Source organism: Pseudanabaena sp. CCNP1317, from assembly GCF_034931345.1.
In the GTDB taxonomy this organism is placed as follows: domain Bacteria; phylum Cyanobacteriota; class Cyanobacteriia; order Pseudanabaenales; family Pseudanabaenaceae; genus Pseudanabaena; species Pseudanabaena galeata.
Genome location: NZ_JAYGIF010000014.1, coordinates 1 through 23091 on the forward strand (window position 1 = coordinate 1; position 23091 = coordinate 23091).

Genomic DNA, 23091 nt, shown 5'->3' on the forward strand with positions numbered 1-23091 from the left:
CGTAGCGTTGTATCGGTCACAGGGGAACTACCCAGCCGCCGAACCACTTTATAAACGTTCCCTCGCAATTCTAGAAAAAGCATTAGGAGCCAATCACCCCTCTGTCGCCACTAGCCTCAATAACCTTGCAGCGTTGTATCAGTCACAGGGGAACTACCCAGCCGCCGAACCACTTTATAAACGTTCCCTCGCAATTCTAGAAAAAGCATTAGGAGCCAATCACCCCTCTGTCGCCACTAGCCTCAATAATCTCGCAGCGTTGTATCGGTCACAGGGGAACTACCCAGCCGCCGAACCACTTTATAAACGTTCCCTCGCAATTAGAGAAAAAGCATTAGGAGCCGACCATCCCGATGTTGCCACTAGCCTCAATAATCTTGCAGTGTTGTATCAGTCACAAGGAAATATCGATCGCGCAATTACATTTCAACAAAAAGGACTTGAAGTTCAAGAACATAACTTAAAACTTAATCTAGCATCTGGCACTGAAACCCAAAAACAGGCTTATATGCAAACAGTTTTGAGCGGAACCTTTGGAACTGTCTCCCTCCACGTGCAATCCGCCCCCACCAACCCCGCCGCCACACGCCTAGCCCTAACCGCCATCTTGCAACGCAAAGGTCGTCTCCTCGATATCCTATCGACTAACATGCAAACCCTGCGCCAATACCTCACCTCCGACATCCAACCACAATTTGACCAATGGCTCACCCTCAAAAGCCAACTCGCCAACCTTGACCTCAAAAATACTCCTATCGACAAATATCGCACCATCCAACAACAAGCCGAAGAACTAGAATCAAACCTCAACCGTCGCAGTGCTGAACTGCAAGCAATCAACGAAACCGTCACGATCGCAGCCGTCCAAAAACAAATCCCCACCGATGCAGTCCTAATTGAATTCTTTCGCTACAGCCCATTCAATCCCAAAGCTGCACTAGATAAAGACAAATGGGGCAAACCTCGCTACGTTGCCTATATCCTCCAGAACCAAGGCGAACCCAAATGGGTAGACCTCGGCGAAGCCGCAACCTTAGAGCCATCAATTCAAACCTTTCGCCAAGCCATCAGCCGCCCACCCACAAACCCCGATCGCGAAGTCGATCCGCAATTAACCGTAGCCGAAGTCAAACAAACTGCCCGTGAACTTGACCAAAAGCTGATGCAACCGATCCGCCCATTGCTAGGCAACGCCCGTCATTTGCTGATTTCACCCGATAGCGATCTCAACCTCATCCCCTTCGCCGCCCTCGTGGATCAGCAAAATCGCTTCCTCCTCGAAACCTACGACATCACCTATCTCTCCTCAGGACGTGACTTGCTTCGCTCAAACCGCAAGGGCATCAATCTCACAAATCCCGTTCTTTTCTCCGATCCTGACTATGGCAAACCCTCAGACAATTTAATCGCCAGCAACGGTCGCAATCCTTGCTCAATCCAAATAGCTTCTAGAGGTGAAGAAATAACCTCTCTCGCCAACCAAATATTCTGTCAACTTCCTAACGTCGCCGCCGAAACTAGTGCCATTCAGAACCTCTTACCACAGGCGCAATTATTGAGCCAAGCCCAAGCCACCAAAGCTGCCGCCAAAAAACTCCGCAACCCTAGCATTCTCCACTTTGCCACCCACGGATTCTTCCTACCCGATCCACCCAACACCAATCCCGATACCCCGATCCGCCAAAATCCCCTCTCGCAATCTGCTCTAGTCCTCGCCAACTTCAACCAGCGCCAATCCTGCGGCGATGATCCCAACTGCAACGGCGTACTCACCGCCCAAGATGTAACTACTATTGACCTCAGAGGAACCAAACTCGTATTTCTCTCCGCCTGTGAGACAGGGCTAGGCAAAGTCACCAACGGCGAAGGAGTCTATGGATTGCGTCGCGCCTTTACCCTCGCAGGAGCCGAGAGCCAAGTGATGAGCCTCTGGAAAGTCAACGACCAAGTAACAAGGGAGTTAGTCGAGAGCTATTACCAAAATCTCAAGGCAAATCAAGGGCGCAGTCAGTCCCTCAAAACCATTCAGCTAGATTTGCTTAAGAAATATGGATATCCCTACTATTGGGCTGCCTTTATTCCCTCTGGCAATTGGTCAGCCATGCCTGAAGTTTTTTGAAATCATAAGAATTACGGTAGTTTCCCAATGTAATCGCGGATTACGGGCGTAAAGATTTTAACTACCTGTTGATAAACTTCTCTTTTAAATCTCACAATCGAATCAAGGGTTTTGTCGATCGCCATAAATTGCACCACCCGAAACTCGCGATCGTGGATATCTAATTGGCAATCAGAGGCAGGATGATCCCAATAAAAAGCAAACCAGCGCTGTCTTTGACCACAATAGTTAGCCCATTTGCCTGATAGCTTTAGGGTCGGAGGGAAATCATAATAGAGCCACTCAGGATGCACATAGGCTAAAACAGCATCATTAATGCCAACTTCTTCATACAGTTCTCGCAAAGCTGCTGCTTGAGGATCTTCACCATCATCGATGCCACCCTGTGGAAATTGCCATGAATCAGGCACTCCGATACGTTCACCGACCAGCACCTCACCTTTGCGATTAAAAACAATAATCCCCACATTTGGGCGATAGGATTTTTCTGGTGTCATAGATTTTCACGTAAACAAAGCAAAAGCATAGCACCGTCACTAATTATCATCAAAAAGAGAAAATCCTCGCACTGAGCGCGAGGATTTTCTCTTACAGCGCTTTGCGCTCAAACCCAAGTGTTGCTTTGCAATACTTGCAAAGCAACACTTGGATCATCTGTGAGGCTTAGCCCTAAACTAAGACTCTTTCCAACTGAGGTAAAGGTTCTGATATTTCTGCGCTTAGCGGCGATCGCTTAGGAGTTTGTAAACCGACCATTTCCGCATTACTTGCACCTGGGGGAACCATTGGATAGCAGTTTTCATCACGCTTGACACGGAAATCTGCAAATACAGGTCCATCATAGGCAAGAATCTCCGCAACCGCTGATTGCAAATCACTTGGCTCAATTACCTTAATCCCCTTAATCCCAAAGGCTTCAGCAAGCTTCACAAAGTCAGGCATACCTACTTCCATATTAGAAGAAGAGTAGCGCTCATCATAAAAGCTTTCTTGCCACTGGCGCACCATGCCTTGCCAACCATTGTTCACAATGATTACCTTGACCTTAATACCATACTGGGCAAGTGTACCAAGCTCTTGAATATTCATCTGAATACTGGCATCACCACTAATACAGATCACTTGGTCGTCAGGTAAAGCCACCTTTGCACCCATCGCCGCAGGCATTCCATAGCCCATTGTGCCAAGTCCTGCGCTGGAAATCCACTTACGGGGTCCCGTTTTGATTAACTGAGCCGCCCACATTTGATGTTGTCCGACATCAGTGGTGAAATAAGCATTAGGCGCTTGCTTACCAAATTCATAGATTACTTGCTGGGGTGACAAAATATTGTCATAGGCAGGCACTTCCAGAGGGTAATCCTCTTTCCACTCATCAAGTTGAGCAAACCAATCTTTGGTTTGGATATTTTCTTCGTAGCTAGTTGCTTCAAGTAGAGCCTGTAGGACTTCCTTCACATCGCCAACGATTGGCACATCGGGTTTACGATTTTTACCAACTTCCGCAGGATCGATATCAATATGAATAACTTTGGCTTCAGGTGCAAATTTATCTAGACGACCTGTAACGCGATCGTCAAATCTTGCCCCAACCGCAATCAATAGGTCACAACCCTGTACCGCAAAGTTGGCATAAGCAGTGCCATGCATCCCCAACATACCAAGGGAAAGATAACTGTTTTCGTCGTAAGCACCTTTACCCATTAGGGTTGTGGTCACAGGCAACTGAAAGCGTTTGGCAAACTCGGCAAGCTCAGCATGAGCCTCAGCAAGTACCGTACCACCACCTGCATAGAGCAAAGGTCTTTTGGCTTCACGAATTAAGGCGATCGCCGCCGCAATTTGATGTAGATGTCCTTTGACTCTGGGCTGATAACCAGGCAAATCAATCTGTACATCGGGATTATATTCAAAAGCTTTCTGAGCAATGTCCTTAGGAATATCTACTAATACTGGGCCTGGACGACCAGTGCCAGCAATATGAAAAGCTTCGGCAACTATACGTGCAATATCTTCAGGTCTGCGAATTACATAGGAATGCTTGACAATCGGGAGCGTAATGCCCCAAATGTCAGTTTCTTGAAAGGCATCTGTCCCGATCGCATAGGAAGGAACTTGCCCCGTAATCACCACCATCGGGATCGAGTCCATTTGCGCCGTCGCAATACCAGTCACCAAATTGGTTGCCCCAGGGCCTGAAGTCGCCACACATACCCCCACTTGTCCAGTGGCGCGGGCATATCCATCAGCAGCATGGACGGCTCCCTGCTCATGACGCACGAGATAATGCTTAAGCTCTCCTCTTGCCTCAGACTGATAGATTTCATCGTACACTGGCAGGATTGCTCCACCAGGGTAACCAAAGATATGTTTTACACCCTGCCGTCTCACGCTATCGATGAGAGCAAATGCACCCGTTGTTCGCAAAGTAGCCTCCTCTAGACTCATACTGATCTTGTTCGTGATTTACAGCGCTATGCGTTCAAACTCAAACCAAGTAATTTAGTAAAAGTTTTGTTTCGCAACACTTTTACTAAATTACTTGTGGTTCGCTTGATCGGTCATTGCTGTAAGCAATACTTAGTTTTTGAAACATTTTCAGATACTTTTTTGCTTTTTAGGGCTGTGCCATAAAATTAAGAAACCGATTTTTGATGGTGCGACTTCGACGTGCGATCAAAAATCCGATTCTTTATTAAATTGCATAACCCTTACTACGAACAAGTAGTTTGTAGCAAGTACCTTAAGTTGATAATTTGTAGCAATTGTATCGATAATAACATAGACAAGCTGCCCCAAAGCTGCTAGGAATGATGTCTTGATTTTCCAAAATTTTTGAAAAAAAGTCGATTATTTAACGTCAGTTCGACAAAAGCGAAAAATGGTAAGAATCGCTAAGCGATTCTTACCATTTTTCGCCATTTGCGGCGTGCGAATCACGCCGCAAATGGCTATATCGAACTCACGTCACGTTATTTAGCCAGAGACAAACCCAAAATAGGGGGCGACGCTTTGCGTCGCCCCCTATTTTGGGTTTTGGTTCTAACAAAATGTGCAAAATATTAACAAACATGTAATGTTTGCCCCACGAAAGAGATCTTTAAGCTACAAAATACCGACAAGTCCCATTTGAAAATATAATGACTTCGTGTTCTTCTGTCATATAGCGTCCATATAACTTCTCATGAGTGCAAATTCAGACAAAGATATTCCCGTTAATATCTACCGCCCTGCCAATCCCTTTACAGCAAAATGCATCTCCAACGATGTACTGGTTAGACCAGGCGCGGTTGGGGATACTCGTCACGTAAAAATTGATATTTCTGGAGGCGATCTTCGTTACTTAGAAGGTCAAAGTATCGGTGTCGTCCCCCCCGGTGAAGACAAAAATGGTAAGCCTAATAAACTTCGCCTCTACTCGATCGCCTCAACCCGCCTCGGTGATGATCTTGATGGTAAAACTCTATCTTTGAGCGTCAAGCGTCTAGAGTATCAAAACGAAGCAGGTGAAACTGTTAAGGGTGTATGTTCTAACTTCTTGACCGATCTTAAAGCTGGTGATGAAGTCAAGCTGACTGGCCCAGTTGGTAAAGAAATGTTGTTGCCCGATGATCCTAATGCCACAGTCATCATGATTGCCACAGGCACAGGTATCGCCCCTTTCCGCGCCTTTTTATGGCGGATGTTCAAAGAAAAGCATGAAGACTACAAATTTAATGGTTTAGCTTGGCTATTCTTTGGTGTGCCAACTGACACAACAGTTTTGTATAAGCCAGACCTAGAATGGCTAGCTTACAAACACAAGCGGAACTTCCGCTACGATGTGGCGATTAGCCGTGAGCAGAAAAATGCTAAGGGTGAAAAGATGTACATCCAAAATCGCATGGCTGAATATGCTGATGAGTTGTGGGAAGTCATGCAAAAGCCAACTACTCATACCTATATGTGCGGCTTGCGTGGCATGGAAGACGGGATCTCTGAGTTTATGACTAAGACGGCTGAGAAAAATGGTGCTGTTTGGAAGGATTTTGAAAAGCAAATGAAGCGTGACGGTCGTTGGCACGTTGAAACTTACTAAAAACTAACTCAAAAAATAGAGGCTCGCTGTGCGAGCCTCTATTTTTTGAGCTTTTAAAACACACTTGGTTTCATAATTAAACGTTAGTTCGACAAAAGCGAAAAATGGTAAGAATCGCTAAGCGATTCTTACCATTTTTCGCCATTTGCGGCGTGCGAAGCAAGCCGCAAATGGCTATATCGAACTCACGTTAATTAAAGCTGCTATTGCTTACCCGTAAAAATGGAAATTTTTTAATGGAAATTTTTTGGTTGCTTGTCGGAATTGCCATTGGCGCGATCGCCACTAGTGCTTGCTGGTTTAGTTGGAACTATGCCAAGCAAAGACGCGATCGCCGATTTCGTAAGCGATCGCGTCATGTGTTTAAAGCAAAATCAATCCACAGTCTCAAATCTTGGGCGCAGAAAGTTCAACAAAATATACGCCAAGAAGTTACAGAATCCATAGACGACAGTGGAGAGCGTTTACTGTGGGGAAAAATAGTTGAGCTGTCTCCCATTGGTTATATCCAAGTTGATCAAGATAATCGTTTAGCCGTATGTAATCTAAAAGCCGCAACCATGATGGGGATCGCTAACCATCAACAGGGATTAATCCGCAAGCCATTTTTACTGCAACTAATTCGTTCCTACGAGCTTGATTATTTAGTCGAACAAACGCGATCGCGTAAGCAAGGCTCACAAGTGGATTGGGTTTTTCATCCCGCAATTCCTGATCCTGTCGATCCTGTGCCACAGATCGGTAGACCGATTAGAGCCTATAGTATTTACCTAGGGCGGGGGCGGATTGGCATTTTTTTAGTAGATCGCCAAGAGGCGGTAACGATCACCCAGCAACGCGATCGCTGGACATCAGACATTGCCCATGAGTTGAAAACGCCACTAACCTCGATCCGTCTGGTTGCGGAAACGCTCGAACCCCGCGTTGATCCTGCGGCAAGAATATGGGTAGAACGCCTACTCGGTGAAATAGAACGGATTACCAAACTTGTCCAAGACTTGCTGGAGTTAGGTCAGATGGATGTGGGCATAGAGTCTGTGCTGCACCTAAGTGAAGTAAATGTTGCGTCAATAGTGCGATCGGTTGAGGCAACCCTTGAGCCATTAGCCAATCGTAAACAGGTCAAGCTTAAATATAACGGTGATGAACAATTAATTTGGCTACTCGATGAGTCACGCATTTATCGGCTTTTGCTTAACTTGTTAGACAATAGTATTAAGCACAGTCCATCACTTCAGTCGATTACAATCAAAACCAGCGTGGTAGACTCAAATTTACAAATAGAAACAATTGATGCTGGAGAAGGGTTTCCCGAAGAATCTTTACCGCATATTTTTGATCGCTTTTATCAAATCGATCCGTCTCGGACAAGATCGGGACTTGATCGTGGTGGTAGCGGATTAGGATTAGCGATCGCCCGTCAGATCGTCACACTTCATAAAGGAGCGATCGCAGCCAGAAATCATCCTGAAACTGGCGGAGCATGGATTACGATTACGTTACCATATCCAAATCCTGCAACCGAAAAATTGCAAGGCTCTGAGCAACTTCTTAACTAAATCATGAGCGCAGAAAAACTCCTGAAAGACTATGCTGCTGGTCGGCGTGACTTTGCTAGCTTAAATCTAGCTAATGCCAATTTGTTTAATAGCGATTTGATCGGCGTGAACTTGACCAAAGCTGACCTGCGGCGGACTAACTTTGTCTTTGCTTATCTCAACAAAGTCACCTTTAATCATGCCAATTTATCAGGTGCAAAACTTGGTGGAGCAACCCTGAACCAAGCGATCATGATGAGCGCAAACCTGAGTGAGGCGGACTTGCATGGAGCCATGTTGCAGAGGGTAAATCTGTTTGGCTCAAATCTTTCTCTAGCCAATTTAATGGATGCCAACCTGACGGAGGCAGATTTACGCAGTGTCAATCTCCGTGGCGCAAATTTACGTTGTGCGATTTTGAGTGCTACGCTCATGCGAGAGGAGCGCGGCTATCCACCCACAACCATGAGTGGGGCAAATTTACGTAAAGCTGATTTGCGCGGCTCAAATTTGAGTGGTGCTGATCTTACAGGAGTCGATCTTTCTGGCGCAAATCTAAGTGACGCGACCCTCTCAAGGGTGAACTTACAGGGAGCCAATCTGAGCGGTGCGATCGCGATCGGGGCAATTTTTACTGAGGCAAATCTGAGTAATGTTAATCTCACAGAAGCTAATCTCAAAGGGGCAAACCTAACTAAGGCTGATCTCAAAAATGCCAATTTGCGACTTGCCAACTTATTTGGAGCGAATCTAACTAAAGCGAATATGACTATGACAACTTTAAGTAACGCAGGCTTAATTCAAGCCATACTTAATGGCAGTGATTTATCGCGATCGCTGCTAGATAAAGCAAATCTGAGTCAAGCTAGTCTAGTTGATGCTTATTTAGTCAGAGCCAATCTGGATGGAGCCGATTTTAGTGATGCGGTGTTATCCAGAGCCGAGATGAGTGGAGCCAGCACTATTGGCACAATTTTTAGTGGGGCAACTATGCCTGATGGCAAATATCACTCGTAAACTCAAGAAGCATGTTCAGCCCGTTACGCGGGCTGAACATGCTTCTTGAGTTTACTTACTGCCTTAACGTGAGTTCGATATAGCCATTTGCGTCGAACTCACGTTAACTAAAACCAAAGTAAGGATTTTATAGCGATGCAAGATTTAGCTAGGGCAAATCAAAACCCAAAATACAAGTAGCGGCGCTTTGCGCCGCTACTTGTATTTTGGGTTTTGCGATTAATCTTGACTTAGACTGCCTTCATCAATCAATATGACAACTGAGCATTGCAGCGCCTAACAAAAATATGGAAGATTTAAATCTTCTAGAGGAAGTTATAGATAGCTTGGAGCAAGACAGCAATGTACTTCGCATCAAACGACTGATCCTCTTTACCTGTCATGATTCTTGGTCAAATGATGTCAACGAAGTTAAAACGTTGCAGATACGCCATCTTGTCCGCGACTTAATGATCATGTTTCCCGATCTCAATACACTCAAACACAAGTTAAACAGTCAAGTTAAGCAACTTAGCAAACAGTCTGACTACCTGCTTGCTGCGGATAACATTATTGATAGTCTTGGGTTTCTTTATACTTTGCGCGATGAAGGAAAGCTACCCCATAGCTTTTTAGATGGAGATAATCCAAAGTCTTCTGCGCCTAGCAATGACGGATATGAGAGAAACGAAAGTGATACGATTCCCCATAGACATAATCTTAAATATTTAACTAATCTATTTGATTTACGAGCTGATATTTCTCGAAACATCAGTCCTCTTCATGCCAAAATCCTGTTGTTTTCTAGTCTAAATTATCGTTTTAGTCCCCAAGAACGTGACTGGTCAGCACTTTATACCTATGACATTGATGATTTGATTCAGCTTATCTTTCAAACCTATGAAACTGTTGAATCTCTAGAAGCAAGGTTAACTGAAGTCAGCCTAACGCTAGATCAACCCGAAGATGCTAAACGTGCTTCAGCCGTAATTTTACAGGCTATACGACCTTTCTACTAAAGAGCAAAAGCCTTGCTAAGCAAGGCTTTTGCTCTTTAGCAATGCAAGTTTTTCTTAAGACATAAAACCCAGATATATAGCAATGTAAGTTTTGCTTAGGACATAAAACCAAAAAGATGGGTGGCGGCGCTTCGCGCCGCCACCCATCTTTTTGGTTTTGATTTGTCCTATCTATCTCTTGCGTTGCTATAGCTGTCGCCATTTGTAAACCCAAGACGTGAGTAGCGGCGCAATGCGCCGCTACTCACGTCTTGGGTTTGACAGATATAAATAGCGGCGGCGGCGCAATGCGCCGCCGCCGCTATTTAACGTGAGTTCGAGATAAGCTACAAAATTTTAAAAGCCAAAACAGTAAAAGCCTCGCTTCGCGAAGCTTTTACTGTTTTGGCTCCTAGAGAGGGTTCGCGCTGCAAACCCTCTCTAGGAGCTAGTTTGAAATTAACCCGAACTGAGGTTATTTATCTGGGTTTGGTTTTTAAAAACACAAAAGAGCTACGCTCTTTTGTGTTTTGGTATAGAAGTACAAAATGTCTGAGTCATATGACTTAGACATTTTGTACTTTAGTATGACTGTTAAACTTCGAGGCACAATGACTAGTCCGCAAAATGAAGAAGTAAGTATGGGACTTGTTTATGGGTTTCTTGGAGTAGTAATTTTTAGCGTCACTTTGCCTGCAACCCGTATTGCTTTGACTGCTTTCGATCCCGTATTTGTGGGGCTAGGTCGGGCGGTAATTGCCTCTGGCTTGTCATTGATTTTATTAATTGCCACTAAGCAATCGATTCCATCTTGGCGGTTTCTTCCCAACTTTGCTATGGTCATAATTGGGGCTGTGATTGGCTTCCCGTTATTATCTACGCTAGCAATGCGTGACGCTTCTGCATCCTATGGAGCCGTCATCATTGGTTTATTACCATTAGCAACGGCTCTGTTTGGAGTTTTGCGAGCAGGTGAACGACCATCATTAATATTTTGGATTTGCGCGATCGCGGGTAGTAGTTTAGTAGTTGGCTTTGCACTGATATCGGGAACGGGGAGTATGAGTTTTGCAGATTTGGCTTTACTAGGAGCAGTGGTCGCCGCGAGCTTAAGCTATACAGAGGGGACAATTTTGGCGCGTACTTTTGGTTCGTGGCAGGTGGTTTGTTGGGCTTTAGTACTGTCTTTCCCGATGATATTGCCGATTGTATTGCAACATTTGCCTCCTTCCTTCACAACTATTTCTAGCAATGCTTGGCTCAGCTTTTTGTATATCAGTTGCTTCAGTATGTTTTTAGGGTTTTTTGCTTGGTATCGGGGCTTGTTTTTGGGAGGCATAGCTCGGATTGGACAACTGCAACTTTTTCAGCCATTTCTGACAATTCTTGCCTCAGCGATATTGCTAGGAGAGCCAATGACTTTTACCACCTTGGGTTTTGCTTTCGGCGTATTAGTATGTGTAGCTTTAGGCAGGAGTGCCCAATTTAAAGCTAATTCCTAAAATAAGGGCTTCGCCGTAACATAAGGAACAAATTTATGATGGCGCGGCAAAGCTGCGCCATCATAAATTAAGTGGCGGCGCGAAGCGCCGCCACTTATGGTTTAAATTTTTGAAAGCAAGCCTGCGGCTTGCTTTCAAAAATCTGATTGTGAGCATTGCTATTTGTGATGCTGAAGATTGGCTATTTTTACGTAAATCAAGATAAGCTTCTAAAAACATTAGTTTGCATTTTATAGAAAAGCAATGGCAGCTACTTCTTCTCGACAGCCTAAAATTATTGTGCTTGATGACGATCCAACAGGATCTCAAACTGTACATAGCTGCCTATTGTTGACTAAGTGGGATGTAGACACCCTAAGGATCGGACTTGCCGATGCTTCGCCGATTATGTTTGTGTTGACGAATACCCGATCGCTTACGCCTGAAGATGCAACCAGTGTGACTCGTGAAGTTTGTCGCAATCTCAAACCTGCGATCGCCGCCGAAGGTATCCAAGAATTTATGATCGTTAGTCGGTCTGACTCGACGCTACGTGGACATTATCCCGTTGAGACAGATGCGATCGCTGAGGAGTTAGGTGATTTTGACGCGCATTTCCTTGTGCCAGCATTTTTTGAAGGGGGACGCTTTACTAAGTCGAGTGTGCATTATTTAGTAGTTAATGGCGTGCCAACTCCAGTCCATGAAACCGAATTTGCTAAGGATTCAGTTTTTGGCTATACCCACAGCTATTTGCCTGATTATGTCGAAGAAAAAACGAAAGGGAGAATCCTTGCTGAAAATGTACAGCGTTTTTTATTAGGCGATATTCGGGCGGGAGTGCGTCAGCGCTTAGCAAGAATGCATGACAATCAATGTGGTGTGGTCGATGCGGAAAACCAAGCCGATCTCAATCAGTTTGCCTCTGATATTTTGGCAGTTGCTTCCACGGGCAAAAGATTTTTATTCCGTAGTGCTGCTAGTTTGCTGACTGCCCTTGCTAAGCTCCCACCCCAACCGATCGCCGCAGAGGACATGTCGAAATATATGCGATCGCACAAAGCAGGGGTCGCGATCGTTGGTTCTCATGTCAAAAAAACCACTGAGCAACTAGAACACCTACTCAAAGCACCTAATACTTGCCCCGTAGAAATCGATGTTTCTCGCCTTTTAGGTGAGACCGAAGCTCAATCAGCAATTCTTAAACAGGAAGCTCTAGCACAGGTGTATCAAGCCCACGGGTTAGGTCAAACCGCCGTAGTGTTTACCAGTCGCAAAGAACTGGAATTTGCGGATATCTCCACGCGCCTTGCCTTTGGACAGGCTGTGTCAGCACTATTAATGGCGATCGTGCAGGAATTACCCACAGATATTGGTTTTTTAATTAGTAAAGGTGGTATTACTTCCAACGATGTTTTAAGCACAGGTTTAAAGTTGCCTACAGCTAGACTGCTAGGACAAGTTCTCGCTGGTTGCTCCGTCGTGCGTACCCCCGAAGATCATCCCCGTTTCCCCGATTTACCCGTTGTCCTTTTCCCCGGTAATGTCGGTGAAGCAGATGCTTTGGCAACTGTATATACAAGACTGGCGATCGGTATCGAATAAAGACCGTTTTTTATGAAACGGCTACGCCGTTTCATAAAAAACGGTTTGTACGCCTGAACTGTCGTTAACCTAATAGCTAGAGTTATTTAGAGTTGTGCCATCTAGCAGGGCATATTCAAAGTTACTTTTGAGAAGATTGGCATTGTCTAAATTTGCCTCGGTCAGATTGGTATGTTTGAGATTGGCATAACTCAGATTACAGCCAAAGCAATTTGCCCCCGTCAAGTCTGCGCCTTCAAGATCTGCAAATTCTAGGCGAGCATTACTTAGATTCGCCCCTCGTAAATTGGCGTTTTGGAGAATTGCACCTCTCAGAATTGCCCCACTCAGATCTGCTCCCCCCAGATTTGCTCCTTTTAAATTAGCATTGCTCAAATCGGTATTAGTCAAATTTGTAAAACTAAGGGTCGATCGCTCTAGATTTGCGCCCCGCAGGTCAGACTCACTCAAGTCAGTTAGGTCAAGATCGGCATTTCGTAAATCTGAGCTAGTCAGATTAATGGCTGATAGCTTACAGCAAGACAATTTCAGCCCCGAAAAATTTTCTGAATCAAAATCTTTGCGCCCCAGCTCATACATTTTTTTGAGAGCCATTCCCATTGCAAGGGCATTAGTTGTAGGAGAGTGATGAAGGTTAGGGTTTTGAGTGGACATCATGACGATCGCTCTCTAGCTTAGACACCTAGCTGTTTTTAGCTATTGGCTTAAATATAAGGCGATCGCCATTGATTCCACTTCACCCTAATGGATTGCATAGATGCTCACTACTATTAAGTAGCTTTCTAAAAATAAAGAAGGGATGCAAAGCATCCCTTCTTTATTTTTAGGTTCGATATCTTAACAAGAATAGGAATTTCTGTAAGGATGAAGTTTTTTAAAAAAGAAATTTAATTTAATTTAATTTTTTATAATAAACTCAGGTTGTATTGCTTAAGGGATAAAGATCACAGATTATTTAGAATTAAGGTAGAATAATAGTAATCAGCAGAATTAAATATTGCTGATTCTCGCTTGTTATCGGCACTGGAGCAAATAATGTCTAAAGAACAAAAGGGCAATAAAGAGGCTAAAAAGCCCAAGAAAGATCCTTCTGAGAAAAAAGAGAAGAAAGACCCGAAAAGATACAATTAATTTCAACTTGACCCTGTAAAGAAACTGAAACTTTCTATAGCAAAGTATGAGAATAGCTAGGACAAATCAAAACCCAAGAGAAGAGTGGCGGCGCTTCGCGCCGCCACTCTTCTTTTGGGTTTCATTCCTAACTGTAAAGCTTCACCCCGCAGGGACGCAACTTTATGGCTAGGGATAATTTATTTTGTCCAATTACTTATCCAAAGGTTAATGCTGACTTTGGTTGCTGCTGCTAGCATTAACTTTAAAGTATCAAACAAGATCAATGCTCGGAAAATGCCATGTCAACCGAAACTTTAAGTAAAAGTAACAACAAAGATAATACTGAATACGAACCTCAAATATTGCAGAGAGCCGAAGTAGCGCTGAGATGTGCGCCCTTTACGATTAAGTTGTTTGCAGATATGGCAACACAGGGGGTAAACCTGAGGGCGATCGCAGGTAATGAGGGCATCAAAAATCAATATTTGAATAGTTCCACGAATTTAATCATTACCGAAAATGCTTTACTATGGCTGATCCAAGTAGGTGTTTTGCGCCGCGAAGTCGATGGTCAAGGTATTACTGATAGTTTTCGTCTGACTCCGATGGGACATTTGTTATTAAATAAATGGCGATCGCAACCAAGATTTCCGATCGCAAGTTTAGGCGATCGCCTGCAAAACTTTTGGGCACAGATTCAAATATCACGATTTCTTTGAAATTATAGTCATCCAATTTTTTAGAGAAGGACAGCACGAAGCGATGCTCTTCTCTATTGGCTCAGTCAATAAAAGCGACCATTAGGTAGCTTTTATTGTCGTAATGGAACAAAAAACTAAAAAGATCGTCAGCATTAAAGACTTCTTTGCCTAAAATATCGGGACGCTATTGTGCGCCTAATGTGCCATGCGTTACCAATCATAGGTTGACTCTAGCAAATCATGCAGTAAATCGAGCTAGGAACAAATAATAATGAACATTTTGCGTAAAAGTTTTCAGAAGACATCTTTATGTCTTCTCGCAGCAACTCTGACTACTGCTTCTTTTCTGAATACTATAGAAGCGATCGCGGCTCCATCTGTTCCTCAAATCGTCGCTCAAGTCCCACAAGGCTGGCAAACAGGTGTGCAGTTATTGCGCTTGCTCGACAACTCTGGCAACCTTTCAAGTATTGGCATTTTATTAGACATCGCCAATAAGCCTTCGACAACCTACGCGAATGCGGTATATCAACTTTATGTAAGACGTGCTGGGGAATGGCGCGAAGTTTATACCAACTCAGGCGCAAGACTTCTTTCTAAAAATGCGGGACGACAATCAGCTTTTGTGGAAGTGATTCCTTTACGCCTATTGAGCGAAAAAATTTCGCTTGACGATATTTATAATGGCGATCTTAAGGCAGTGACTAGCGTGCGCTACGATCAGCCCAATGGCTTAAAGGATGCCAAGTTTGAGATCGAAGAAATCCGATCCTTTACTTCAATTATCACAGCTAACGCATCTGAGGTAAGTTCTGGACGTATTTCTTCGATATACATTAATACCTCGAACAATTCCTCCAACAACTCATCGAACAATTCCTCGAACAATTCCTCAAATAACTCATCGAATAACTCAGGACTTTCCGATCGCGATTTGGGAATTACAACTTCTTCTCAATCAACAAGTTCACAGTCTAGCCAAACCGTAGTCGTGCAAACTACCAATGTCCAGACTGGTAGCTCTGTGAAACCCATGAAACCCATCATTGTTTCCAGAAGAGATGACGACGATGATGAAGATGATGACTATGATGACGATCGCAGATCGGATCGGAAGGATCGTAAGCAACGTGATGGCGTTGAACTATCGAGAAAAAATCCTCATCGTGGGCATTTTAGTCTCGCTGTTTTGCAAAATCAGCCCCGTTTGTCTCAGGTGATTACACGTCTTTCGATCAGATCAAAGCGTTCTAATGGATTTCTAACAGAGCGATTTGTCGGTGATTATCGCTTTAATATTAATCAGCGTGCTACCTTTATCCGTGGTCTCAATCCAGGCGATCGCCTAATTGTGCGTTTATTCGATTTGAATAATCGTCCTCTAGGCTATAGCGAAGTGCAATTGCTCAAAGACTTCTCTGCTATCAGCTTGATTTTACCTAGCGATCCATCAGCCTATGGAACGTTAAGAACTGTATGTGGTATTGATTCTAAGCGCGTTGGTAAGATTGATCGTAATGCCAAAGTCTATGACTACTTCACCCAGCTTCAGATCAGCGATCGCATTGTGCGGGGGGGCTATGATCCTGAATTTCCTATGCCGACTTACGTGAACCTAACCCAAACAGTGGCTAGGTTCCTCACCTCATCGCAAGGTATCCCGATTAATTTATTTAATGTTGCAGGACTACCTCAAGCAACTAATCAATTTACCTATACCAACGCTTTTTCCAAGGGTAATTATTCGCTAATTAATCGCACGATTAACGTATTCACTCAGGATATGCCTCCTGTAATGCAAGTGTTGCCAGGTCAGCTAGCTCCTATAATTCCGATTACTAACTCGCAGTCTACATTTGACGTAGTTCGCAAGATTCTAGATTTTAGAGATTTGCGTCCAAACGGTATTTCCACCTTGTTTTAACTAAAAAAGTGGCGCTAAGCGCCACTTTTTTAGTTTTACGCATAAACCCAACATAAAAAAAGCTACGCTTCGCGTAGCTTTTTTTATGTTTTGGTGTTAAGCATTGTAGCGATCGCTACACAAAACCCACATAATTGTCGTGAAAGTGTCAAGATTAAGTATTGCTATACGATCCTACAGCCATGCGCCGCTTTGAGGATAATGAGGTCGTCTTACCGATGACCATTATTGAAGAACTCGATCTCGTTAGCAAAGTGAAGTTTTGGGCATAGCATTCGCAATTTGAGATGGTTTCAGAAATCGTCAATTGTGGCGGGAATGCTATGCCCCTACATGGGATTAATTTTTCAAGTTTATAATTACCTCAAACTCAGCTTTAGTTAATGGCATTACTGAGAGTCTTGGCTGTTTGACTAAGCCAATATTTGCTAATTCGGGAGTTTCTTCAGGCTTAAGGTTATTGGTTTCTCAAAACTTTCTACTGGCTCAAAGGTGACGCTTAACCATTTTGGATCGTCGGTGGTTGGGTCTTGATGGGCAGTAACGATTACAACAAGTCGTAGTCGAACACCAAACGAAAGAGATTGGCGAGTATCTCACAAATTGGCTAGAGTGGATAAAATACGTTCTACTATGAATAAGCGTCAATCAAACCATGTTGCAATGCATAGCGAACTAACTCTGTGCGGCTACTTGTACCAGTTTTACTAAACAGCCGACTGACATATTTCTCCACATTCCGAATGGTTGTACCAAGCCGCTTAGCAATTTCTTTATTCATCAAACCTTCTACCACAAGCTCCAAAACGCTCTGCTCCCGTGGCGTAAATTCAAGCTTGATCGGTGGTGGTGTCACATTGATTGCTGGTTTTTGCTTCAGCAGTGCCTTGATTTCGGCAAGTTGCCCTGCTAGATCAGTGATTTCTGAGGTATTGCTATTTGCTGTCACCGCTTGGATCGCTCGACGGGCAATCAAATTTTCGGCGATCGCCACTAACTCATCAGGATCAAAAGGTTTCGACAAATAAGCATCACAACCCGCGTTATAGCCCTCAATGCGATCCTTGGTCATGCCCTTTGCTGTCAAAAACACCACAGGCAAATTTAAAAAACGTACATCTTCGCGCATTTGCTTCAGAAATTCATACCCACTCACCTGCGGCATCATGATGTCCGAAATCACGAGATCGGGTGTGGTCTGCTCAAGCAATTGCCATGCATCCCTTGCATTGTTGGCAACTTGCACCGCAAAGCCACTATCTTCTAGATAGGCTTGTACCGCCTCTCTCAGTCCTGGTTCATCATCCACAAGCAGGATATGTCCTGACATAGTTTCCCTTTGATTATGCTTTTATTCTGCGATCGCCACATTAACCAATATATAGCAATCCTCAATCATTTATAGCGATCGCCATTCTTGTTAAGCAGCAATTCTCACTATGAAACCGATTTTAGTGTTTCCAGCGCCTTCGTCGCTGGAAACACTAAAATCGGGTTTTTGAAAGCCCGCCAACGGGGGGCTTTCAAAAACCCGATTTTTATAATGAGAATTGCTGCTTGTTAAGACACGTCAGTTCGATGAAAGCGAAAAATGGTAAGAATCGCTAAGCGATTCTTACCATTTTTCGCCATTTGCGGCGTGCGAAGCACGCCGCAAATGGCTATATCGAACTCACGTTAAGACATAAAACCCACAAAGCGAGTGGTAGTGCTTTGCACCGCCACTCGCTTTGTGGGTTTTGATTTGTCTTAATGCAAGTTACTAAAGCTATAGCAATAACTAAAGGCGACGTGAAACGCCGCCTTTAGTTAAAAGTTTTGCTAAGCAATATTTTTAACTAGTTAAGCACTAACGAATACTTCTCCATTCTCAATTTTAGAAGCATAACGTTGTAGTGGTTTATCAGCAGGACCTTGACGAAGAGCGCCATCAGCAGCAAATTTGGCATCATGGCAAGGACAAACAAATTCTTTGTTCGCCTTCTCCCATTTCACAGTGCAGCTTTTGTGTGGGCAGGTCGGATTAACAGCCAATAGCTTAGTTGAGTCTTTGGGATCGCGTACCACGGCAATTTTCTTGTCGGAGGATAGTAAAGTTCCCTCTTTGTCCAGTTGAGCAACTGTACCGATCATTCTAAAAGTGCCACTAGGTGCAGCAGCGACACTTTCAGGTACTGATGCGGGTGTTGATGCTGTAGGAGGAGTAGCTTCACTACATCCCACTAATGACGATGGCAGAAGGCTAGCTAGCCATCCTAACCCAAACCAAGAAAGTAACTTACGGCGATTTAGATTCATATGTGTTCTCTGTGCGTTAGTTAAATTTATTGCAAAGATTAACTCAGTCTAGATAAAGTATATCCGCGTTCCATGTAACATCAGCAATGCAAAACTTGCATTGCTATATACTTATAGCGTTTATCAGTCTAGTGAAGTACGGGTTTGTTTCCCCGTCTTCGGCGAGGAAACAAACCTTTGTACCTCGCTTGGTTGAAGCTCTATATGTCTGCCTAAGTTTGTAAGAGCATGAGCGATCTTGTTACTATTGTCTTCATCGTCCTTGGCGGATTCGTGATGTTTCTGTCGATTAAAGAAACACAAAGAATTTTGTCTTTACTTCAAGGCAATAAATATCGCAAGAACTGGAACATATTGCGATCGCTGATGATTTTCTTTCTCTTCGGCTACTTGGGGATATTGATACTGTTCTCTTTAAAAATCCAATGGCTTATCCTCATTCTCACAGGAGTTATTTTCTTTTTTGGCGCTTTGTTTGTTTATATGGTGGTCAAAGTTGGGTTCCTCAGCATTCAGGATTTGATCAAGACGAATATCTTAAGATTAGAACTGCAAAAACAAAAGGAAATATCGGAAGCGATCGCTCGAACTAAATCCGAATTTCTAGCCACCATGAGTCATGAATTGCGTACCCCTATGAATGGCGTAATTGGCATGACTAATTTGTTGCTAGATACCAAGCTAGAGCCAGAGCAACGCGAATATGTGGAAACAATCAATACTAGTGGTGCGGCTCTATTAATGCTAATTAATGACATTTTGGACTTTTCTAAAATTGAATCGGGAAAAGTCAGTTTGGAAGCAGAACCTTTTGAAATAAGGGCATGTATTGAAACCGTTCTCAGTTTGCTTTCCTTTATGACTAAGGAAAAATCTTTGGAAGTACAATACTTGATCGATCCTCAAGTCTCTCCACTCATTGCGGGAGATATTCACTATTTACAGCAGATTTTAGTCAATTTGGTGGGTAATGCTATTAAATTTACCTCTGTGGGTAAAGTCTCCATAAATGTCAGCAAGTATCAAGACAATCAGCTTCTTTTTGCTATAAAAGACTCTGGGCTTGGCATTCCATCTCATAAATTAGATAAATTATTTAAACCATTTTCGCAAATAGATTCTTCCACAACTCGTAAGTTTGGTGGTACAGGTTTAGGTTTAGCTATTTGTAAAAAGCTGATTAGCTTAATGGGCGGTGATATTTGGGTTGAGAGTTTTGTCGGGCAAGGTACAACCTTTTTATTTACGATTCCCTATTACCCCATGGCTATGCAAAGATATCCTAATATAGAAGGTGTTGATCCGATCTCAGACCTAGCTTTAGAGGCTGTTGAGATTCCTAAAAGCAATACTTTGTTTAATAAGATTCCTAAATTAGCAGAACAAATTCCCCTCAAAATTTTGTTGGCTGAAGATAATCTTGTCAATCAAAAATTAGCAAATCGTCTTTTTGAGAAAATGGGTTATGACATTGATGTTGCTACAAACGGAATTGAAGTATTAGCAGCAATCCAAAAACAATCCTATGACTTGATTTTTATGGATGTGCAGATGCCAGAGATGGATGGATTAGAGGCTACTCGTCAAATTCGCGCTATAGAGCAAAGTGGACAAATTGGGTTATCTAGTCTAGCTAAATCTATTCAAATTATTGCTATTACTGCTAATGCAATGCAGGAAGATCGCGAAAAATGTTTGGCATCGGGAATGAATGATTTCATTGCTAAGCCATTTAAAGTCGAGCAAATTCAAACTGCGATCGAAAAATGGGGACGTAAGCAGCCATAATGCTGTATACAAACGGTCTCAATGCTCGCTATACATACTATATCAAGGTACAAAATAGCGTAATTATTTCGTGCTTTGTAAACTCTTACTGGTTTTTTACTGGGTTTGATTTTTTATTTACAGAAGTGTCATCACACCTTTGTGAATTGGTATTAATGTTTACTAAAGTTGCCATATGTCTATGCAAACACTTTTTGAGAGTGTCGATCATTTACAAGACTCAAAGATAGGCTCAAAGCTAGATCTAGATGGAAATACTTGTCTGAAATTCTTGATCGATCCACAAACTATCGGCTTACTTGAGAGTGAATTCACGCAAGAGGTTTTAACAATTAAGGCTACTCATATTATTCCTGTTCCAAATAAACCGTCTTGTATTTTAGGTATACTAAGCCGTCGTCGTCGTGTTTATTGGGCGATCGACTTAGCGATGCTGTTGGGATTGCAGCCACTAAATCAAAACATTAGACTTTATGAAGTAATTCTGATATCAGCACAGGAACTATCTATTGCTTTGGTTGTGCCTAAAATTTTAGGAGTTGTAGATATTCCTAGCGATCGCCTTGAGCAAAATATTAATTCTGTACCAGCAACACTTAGACCATACTTTAAAGGTTACATTAATGAAAGGGAGGAAATTTCTTACCTATTAAAAGCTGAAAATATCGTGAATTCGACGATTTTACATTCTTAAGTGATTTGTGGTAGAGAGTTCCTTTAGATATCTCCTCTACAAACCCAGAAATGATTTAGAAATGCTACATAGAATGCACTGATATATAGATATTCAGTCAATCCCATGGAATCTTGCCGCAACGTCCTACTTGAATTTGTTTATAGAGAAGCCAATACCCAAATTCAGAGTTTAGGTAGTGGGATTAGGCATAAATATAATATTGATGAAGTCATTGCCTACGCCTTAAATCGGTTGCCACCGATGTTTGCTTCTACCGATATTGGTTTGCAGACAAAGAGACAAGAATGCATGGCTCTGCAAGCTGATATTACGAAGGCAACTCGTCAAGCATTGTTAGGAGTGCGTCGCGATCCTTTGCGAGAGCCTGAACCACTGGAAATTATTGAGTTAGCTAATGCACCCTATGCTTTGATAGATGTCCAAGAATGTCTCAATTGGACGAATCTAATGTGGTGTGATCTGCCTAAGGCTTTAGAAGAAAGTTTAGAGAGTGCGATCGCTAAATATAATTCTGGGAACTTATCATCGCGGGTCAGTAAATATGGAGCTTTGGGAAGAAGAACAGTTAACTCTCAAATGTACCTTAGTAAATCTACCCCAAAATACAGTGTAGCCCATGAATCTAAGCAAAAGGAATATGAAATTTATCTACTCGAATCTAGGCATCTTGTGCATTCTCTGGAACGACTGATCATTAGAATGGCACAAAACCGAGCGCAAAGTTTTCCGCAATCCGATCTGCGGTTCATTCGTCTCGAAGATGTATTGGCAAAAACTTTAAATCGGCTGCCACCACTGTATGCAACCTCCGCAAAGGGGATTGCTCATTTGCGGTATTACGCCCAAATGAATATTGGTTCAGAAGTGGCGATTATGGTGCATGAGGCGATGTTAGAAGTTCGTAATGCGAGTTATCAAAGAATTGAGCCGTTGATGTTTTCTAAAATTCGCTATGAAAGAGAACAGTCTCTAACTAAAGTCAGTAAATTACTGCTTGATCGGCAAGTAAAATGGCAAAATCTTAGCGAGTCTGTATCCAAATCTCTAGAGTTTGCGAAATCTGGAAAAGTCTGTTGGGAGCGATCGCCTCATAATGCACTTAAACAATAAAGGTGGTGTTTTGCACCACCTTTATTGTGTTGAATATTAATTTCTAAAAGTGTAGCCACACTTTTGGAAATTAATATTCAAACCCATTCAGGGCTTATGCCAAAGCATATTGTTTAGGCATCGTAGACAATTTCAACTACTTCTAGTTCTTGTTTTGTGCCAACAAAGGGATTATCTTCGGTCAGAAACAACATACAGTGACATTCTTTGCGCTCGCGCATCGGTACACAAGGGCAGTTCCAGTAGGTATCTTTGACTTCAGCTTCCTTGTCTTCATAATAGCGACAGGGGCAGAGAGGCGAGCCTAACTCCTCTTTGTGTTTAGCTAAGCCTTCAATAACGGCGTTAGTAACGCTAGGATCAACACAAAAAAATGTGCCTGTATTTTTTGCGTATTTTTCGGAAAACTTTCGCATTGCCTCAAAACTTTTAGAGGAAGCTTTATTTTTCCCGCGATCGGACTCTGACTCTGGGTTAAGGGACATAAGCTAACAAGATTGCCAAGAAACTATTAGTTACTACCTATAGCATGAAACCGCTACACAGCCTGAACTAAAACCCAAGAGAGAGTTACGGCGCTTAGCGCCGTAACTCTCCTTGATTAGCTATAGCCATAATTCATTTTGTTGTTTTTAGTCACAATAA

Annotated in this window: 18 protein-coding genes and 2 pseudogenes; 13 read left to right on the forward strand and 7 right to left on the reverse strand. The window is 43.0% G+C overall.

All coding sequences use genetic code 11. The annotated features are described in order from the left end of the window. Nucleotides 1-2119 (forward strand): CHAT domain-containing protein (locus tag VB775_RS06890; protein ID WP_323216670.1); only part of this gene is annotated, 2119 nt, incomplete at its 5' end. Between the two features lie 11 nt (nucleotides 2120-2130). Here VB775_RS06890 and VB775_RS06895 read toward each other — a convergent pair. Further along, on the reverse strand, nucleotides 2131-2616 hold the full coding sequence (locus VB775_RS06895; RefSeq protein ID WP_281006353.1) for an RNA pyrophosphohydrolase: 486 nt from the start codon (nucleotides 2614-2616) through the stop codon (nucleotides 2131-2133). A gap of 172 nt (nucleotides 2617-2788) precedes the next feature. Next, nucleotides 2789-4567, reverse strand: coding sequence for a biosynthetic-type acetolactate synthase large subunit (ilvB, locus tag VB775_RS06900; protein WP_281006354.1), 1779 nt, complete (start codon nucleotides 4565-4567; stop codon nucleotides 2789-2791). Nucleotides 4568-5324: 757 nt separating this feature from the next. On the opposite strand from ilvB, the pseudogene VB775_RS06905 reads away from it, so the two are divergent. The 6 genes and pseudogenes from VB775_RS06905 to VB775_RS06930 all read left to right on the forward strand — a co-directional run. Beyond that, nucleotides 5325-6197, forward strand: a pseudogene (locus VB775_RS06905) (ferredoxin--NADP(+) reductase); the annotation flags it as partial. A gap of 236 nt (nucleotides 6198-6433) precedes the next feature. Then, complete coding sequence (locus VB775_RS06910; protein WP_281006357.1) at nucleotides 6434-7756, forward strand: sensor histidine kinase; 1323 nt, start codon at nucleotides 6434-6436, stop codon at nucleotides 7754-7756. A gap of 3 nt (nucleotides 7757-7759) precedes the next feature. Continuing rightward, on the forward strand, nucleotides 7760-8752 hold the full coding sequence (locus tag VB775_RS06915; RefSeq protein WP_281006358.1) for a pentapeptide repeat-containing protein: 993 nt from the start codon (nucleotides 7760-7762) through the stop codon (nucleotides 8750-8752). 287 nt (nucleotides 8753-9039) lie between these two features. After that, the gene (locus VB775_RS06920; protein WP_281006359.1) at nucleotides 9040-9750 is read left to right on the forward strand and encodes a hypothetical protein; all 711 of its coding nucleotides are present in this window, start codon (nucleotides 9040-9042) and stop codon (nucleotides 9748-9750) included. A 527-nt stretch (nucleotides 9751-10277) separates the two neighbouring features. Continuing rightward, nucleotides 10278-11231 carry a DMT family transporter gene (locus tag VB775_RS06925; RefSeq protein WP_281006360.1) on the forward strand — a complete coding sequence of 318 codons (954 nt, stop codon included), beginning with the start codon at nucleotides 10278-10280 and terminating at the stop codon, nucleotides 11229-11231. Nucleotides 11232-11474: 243 nt separating this feature from the next. Continuing rightward, a complete protein-coding gene (locus VB775_RS06930) occupies nucleotides 11475-12815 on the forward strand; it encodes a four-carbon acid sugar kinase family protein (RefSeq protein WP_281006361.1) in 1341 nt (446 codons plus the stop codon). A 69-nt stretch (nucleotides 12816-12884) separates the two neighbouring features. Here VB775_RS06930 and VB775_RS06935 read toward each other — a convergent pair whose 3' ends face one another. Continuing rightward, nucleotides 12885-13472 carry a pentapeptide repeat-containing protein gene (locus VB775_RS06935; RefSeq protein ID WP_281006362.1) on the reverse strand — a complete coding sequence of 196 codons (588 nt, stop codon included), beginning with the start codon at nucleotides 13470-13472 and terminating at the stop codon, nucleotides 12885-12887. Nucleotides 13473-14227: 755 nt separating this feature from the next. On the opposite strand from VB775_RS06935, the gene VB775_RS06940 reads away from it, so the two are divergent. The 3 genes and pseudogenes from VB775_RS06940 to VB775_RS06950 all read left to right on the forward strand — a co-directional run. Continuing rightward, nucleotides 14228-14647: an Npun_F0494 family protein gene (locus VB775_RS06940; RefSeq protein ID WP_281006363.1), complete on the forward strand. Its 420-nt coding sequence runs from the start codon at nucleotides 14228-14230 to the stop codon at nucleotides 14645-14647. A 253-nt stretch (nucleotides 14648-14900) separates the two neighbouring features. After that, the gene (locus VB775_RS06945; RefSeq protein WP_281006364.1) at nucleotides 14901-16553 is read left to right on the forward strand and encodes a hypothetical protein; all 1653 of its coding nucleotides are present in this window, start codon (nucleotides 14901-14903) and stop codon (nucleotides 16551-16553) included. A gap of 161 nt (nucleotides 16554-16714) precedes the next feature. Next, nucleotides 16715-16807 (forward strand): annotated as a pseudogene (locus VB775_RS06950) (PIN domain-containing protein); the annotation flags it as partial. A gap of 85 nt (nucleotides 16808-16892) precedes the next feature. On the opposite strand, the gene VB775_RS26390 reads toward VB775_RS06950, so the two are convergent. The 3 genes from VB775_RS26390 to VB775_RS06960 all read right to left on the reverse strand — a co-directional run bounded on the left by VB775_RS26390 (nucleotide 16893) and on the right by VB775_RS06960 (nucleotide 18851). Next, on the reverse strand, nucleotides 16893-16976 hold the full coding sequence (locus VB775_RS26390) for a hypothetical protein (protein WP_407072997.1): 84 nt from the start codon (nucleotides 16974-16976) through the stop codon (nucleotides 16893-16895). Between the two features lie 208 nt (nucleotides 16977-17184). After that, nucleotides 17185-17883 (reverse strand): response regulator transcription factor, encoded by a 699-nt coding sequence (locus VB775_RS06955; RefSeq protein ID WP_094534589.1) that lies wholly within the window; start codon nucleotides 17881-17883, stop codon nucleotides 17185-17187. A 512-nt stretch (nucleotides 17884-18395) separates the two neighbouring features. Then, nucleotides 18396-18851, reverse strand: a complete 456-nt coding sequence (locus tag VB775_RS06960) for a ubiquinol-cytochrome c reductase iron-sulfur subunit (RefSeq protein ID WP_281006366.1) — start codon at nucleotides 18849-18851, stop codon at nucleotides 18396-18398. 228 nt (nucleotides 18852-19079) lie between these two features. Here VB775_RS06960 and VB775_RS06965 point away from each other — a divergent pair, with 228 nt between their 5' ends. From VB775_RS06965 to VB775_RS06975, 3 genes are all read left to right on the forward strand, one after another. Further along, nucleotides 19080-20639: an ATP-binding protein gene (locus VB775_RS06965; protein WP_281006367.1), complete on the forward strand. Its 1560-nt coding sequence runs from the start codon at nucleotides 19080-19082 to the stop codon at nucleotides 20637-20639. 181 nt (nucleotides 20640-20820) lie between these two features. Beyond that, entirely contained in the window at nucleotides 20821-21333 is a 513-nt protein-coding gene (locus tag VB775_RS06970; protein WP_281006368.1) for a chemotaxis protein CheW, read from the forward strand. Between the two features lie 105 nt (nucleotides 21334-21438). Continuing rightward, the gene (locus tag VB775_RS06975; protein WP_281006369.1) at nucleotides 21439-22446 is read left to right on the forward strand and encodes a late competence development ComFB family protein; all 1008 of its coding nucleotides are present in this window, start codon (nucleotides 21439-21441) and stop codon (nucleotides 22444-22446) included. Nucleotides 22447-22559: 113 nt separating this feature from the next. Here VB775_RS06975 and VB775_RS06980 read toward each other — a convergent pair whose 3' ends face one another. Further along, nucleotides 22560-22931 (reverse strand): ferredoxin-thioredoxin reductase catalytic domain-containing protein, encoded by a 372-nt coding sequence (locus VB775_RS06980; protein WP_094534602.1) that lies wholly within the window; start codon nucleotides 22929-22931, stop codon nucleotides 22560-22562. Nucleotides 22932-23091 lie beyond the last annotated feature (160 nt).

Coding starts and splice junctions, on each gene's coding strand:
- VB775_RS06955 (WP_094534589.1), bottom strand. CDS start 17,883: ATGTCAGGACATATCCTGCTTGTGGATGATGAACCAGGACTGAGAGAG.
- VB775_RS06925 (WP_281006360.1), top strand. CDS start 10,278: ATGTCTGAGTCATATGACTTAGACATTTTGTACTTTAGTATGACTGTT.
- VB775_RS06935 (WP_281006362.1), bottom strand. CDS start 13,472: ATGATGTCCACTCAAAACCCTAACCTTCATCACTCTCCTACAACTAAT.
- VB775_RS06975 (WP_281006369.1), top strand. CDS start 21,439: ATGGAATCTTGCCGCAACGTCCTACTTGAATTTGTTTATAGAGAAGCC.
- VB775_RS06965 (WP_281006367.1), top strand. CDS start 19,080: ATGAGCGATCTTGTTACTATTGTCTTCATCGTCCTTGGCGGATTCGTG.
- VB775_RS06970 (WP_281006368.1), top strand. CDS start 20,821: ATGCAAACACTTTTTGAGAGTGTCGATCATTTACAAGACTCAAAGATA.
- VB775_RS06930 (WP_281006361.1), top strand. CDS start 11,475: ATGGCAGCTACTTCTTCTCGACAGCCTAAAATTATTGTGCTTGATGAC.
- VB775_RS06910 (WP_281006357.1), top strand. CDS start 6,434: ATGGAAATTTTTTGGTTGCTTGTCGGAATTGCCATTGGCGCGATCGCC.
- VB775_RS06895 (WP_281006353.1), bottom strand. CDS start 2,616: ATGACACCAGAAAAATCCTATCGCCCAAATGTGGGGATTATTGTTTTT.
- ilvB (WP_281006354.1), bottom strand. CDS start 4,567: ATGAGTCTAGAGGAGGCTACTTTGCGAACAACGGGTGCATTTGCTCTC.
- VB775_RS06980 (WP_094534602.1), bottom strand. CDS start 22,931: ATGTCCCTTAACCCAGAGTCAGAGTCCGATCGCGGGAAAAATAAAGCT.
- VB775_RS06920 (WP_281006359.1), top strand. CDS start 9,040: ATGGAAGATTTAAATCTTCTAGAGGAAGTTATAGATAGCTTGGAGCAA.
- VB775_RS06940 (WP_281006363.1), top strand. CDS start 14,228: ATGTCAACCGAAACTTTAAGTAAAAGTAACAACAAAGATAATACTGAA.
- VB775_RS06960 (WP_281006366.1), bottom strand. CDS start 18,851: ATGAATCTAAATCGCCGTAAGTTACTTTCTTGGTTTGGGTTAGGATGG.
- VB775_RS06915 (WP_281006358.1), top strand. CDS start 7,760: ATGAGCGCAGAAAAACTCCTGAAAGACTATGCTGCTGGTCGGCGTGAC.
- VB775_RS06945 (WP_281006364.1), top strand. CDS start 14,901: ATGAACATTTTGCGTAAAAGTTTTCAGAAGACATCTTTATGTCTTCTC.